Source organism: Calothrix sp. CCY 0018 (genome assembly GCF_963920925.1).
Taxonomy (GTDB): domain Bacteria; phylum Cyanobacteriota; class Cyanobacteriia; order Cyanobacteriales; family Nostocaceae; genus Rivularia.
Map to the genome: position 1 here is coordinate 1 of NZ_CAWUDI010000107.1, position 1,876 is coordinate 1,876.

Here is a 1,876-nt window from a genome sequence, read left to right on the forward strand (position 1 = left end):
GTATATATTAAGTTTAATGAAAATATAGTCAAACATAATCATACATAGTTTAATATTCAAACTATGAAGTTATCTGATTATGCAAAAAAACAAGGCATCAGCTATCAAACTGCATGGAGAATGTGGAAGCGTGGAGAACTTAACGCCAAACAACTACCTAGCGGTACGATAATAGTTAATGTAGATTCACAATTAAAAGATGATTGTGTTCTGATTTATGCAAGAGTTTCTAGTGCTGAAAATAAAGCAAATTTAGATTCTCAAGCATTACGAGTAGAAAAATATTGTATAGCAAAGGGGTATAGAATTATAGCGATAGTCAAAGAAGTAGGTAGTGGAGTAAATGATTCTCGCAAAAAATTAATTCATTCTTTATCTAGAGACGATTATAGTTTGATAGTCTGCGAACATAAAGATAGACTAACTAGATTTGGTTTTAATTATATAAAAACTTTATTGAATAAAATGGGAAAAGATATTGAAATAATTAATGAAGCGAGGGAAGAAAAAGAAGACTTAATGCAAGACTTTGTATCGATAATTACTTCTTTCTGTGCAAGGATATATGGTTTAAGACGACAAAAAGGTAAAAAAGAATGCATTATTAATTGCTTAGACAAATGAGACTTGTAGAACGACATTTAATTAAATCAACAAAACCGAGTTATAAAGAATTAGAGAAATTATCATTCTTATCTAAAAATGTTTATAACAGTGCTACATACATTTGTCGTCAAGCATTTTTTAGTGGAGAAGTTGTACCAAGCTTTAATCAACTTTATCATCAACTAAAAAATGGTATTGATTATAAGTCATTACCTGCGAAAGTAAGTCAATTAGTAATAAAGCAAGTTGCAAGAAGCTTTAAATCATTCTTTGCCGCGATGGCAGCATATAAACAAGATAAATCTAAGTTTTTAGGAAAGCCTAGATTACCCAATTACAAGCATAAAACTTATGGGAGGAATTTAATATGTTATAACTATCAAGCCATATCGAAAAAACTCTTAAAACAGGGTTATATAAATCCATCTCTAACTAACATCAAGATAAAAACCAAACAAACTTCTATTTGTGAAGTTAGAATAATACCAAAAAATGGTTGTTATTTAATTGAAGTTGTTTATGAAAAAGACTGTATAAAAGATTCGGGTTCTATTTTAGATAAAAGAGTTGCAGGAATAGATATCGGAATATCGAATCTAGCAACAGTTACCAGTAATTTAAAAGAACTGTCACCTTTTATAGTTTGCGGTAAAGCAATTAAAAGCACTAATCAATATTTCAATAAATATAAAGCAAAATTACAATCACTTTTACCACTGGGAAAATATAAATCTCGACGTATTGATAGATTAACTATCAAGCGTAATAATAAAGTGGATTATTACCTCCACACAGCTAGTAGATTTATTGTAAATCAGCTAGTAAGTCATCAAATAACAGATTTGATAATTGGTAAAAATGATCATTGGAAGCAATTAGTAAATCTAGGAGCTAAAACCAATCAATCATTTACATCAATTCCTCATGCTAAATTTATAGAGCAATTAATCTATAAGTGTCAATTAGTAGGGATAAAGGTACATACAGTTAATGAATCCTACACGAGTAAGTGTAGTTTTCTAGACTTAGAACCTATTAAAAAGCATGAAACATATTTAGGTAAAAGAGTACATCGGGGACTATTTAAATCTAGCTCTGGTAAAACTTACAATTGTGACATTAATGGGAGTCTTAATTGTATTAGAAAGGTAGTTGGTGACTCCCTTTTTAAGGGAAAGCTAATAGAGAGGCTTGTAGTTAGCCCAGTAAGGATGAAGCCTTACAAAGCTAAAAGTTAGTTAATATATTTGACTATATTTTTAGTAACTAT

The 1,876-nt window shown here is 29.5% G+C and carries 2 protein-coding genes; both read left to right on the forward strand.

Annotation, left to right across the window (positions count from 1 at the left end; translation table 11 throughout):
• Window positions 1-63: 63 nt before the first annotated feature.
• On the forward strand, window positions 64-624 hold the full coding sequence (locus tag ACM03V_RS34310) for an IS607 family transposase (RefSeq protein WP_414625283.1): 561 nt from the start codon (window positions 64-66) through the stop codon (window positions 622-624).
• The gene (locus tag ACM03V_RS34315) at window positions 621-1,844 is read left to right on the forward strand and encodes an RNA-guided endonuclease InsQ/TnpB family protein (protein ID WP_414625284.1); all 1,224 of its coding nucleotides are present in this window, start codon (window positions 621-623) and stop codon (window positions 1,842-1,844) included. The genes ACM03V_RS34310 and ACM03V_RS34315 overlap by 4 nt, the downstream gene beginning before the upstream one ends.
• Window positions 1,845-1,876 lie beyond the last annotated feature (32 nt).

What these genes read in the sequence shown, in the direction of transcription:
- ACM03V_RS34310 (WP_414625283.1), top strand. Translation starts at nt 64, where the DNA reads ATGAAGTTATCTGATTATGCAAAAAAACAAGGCATCAGCTATCAAACT.
- ACM03V_RS34315 (WP_414625284.1), top strand. Translation starts at nt 621, where the DNA reads ATGAGACTTGTAGAACGACATTTAATTAAATCAACAAAACCGAGTTAT.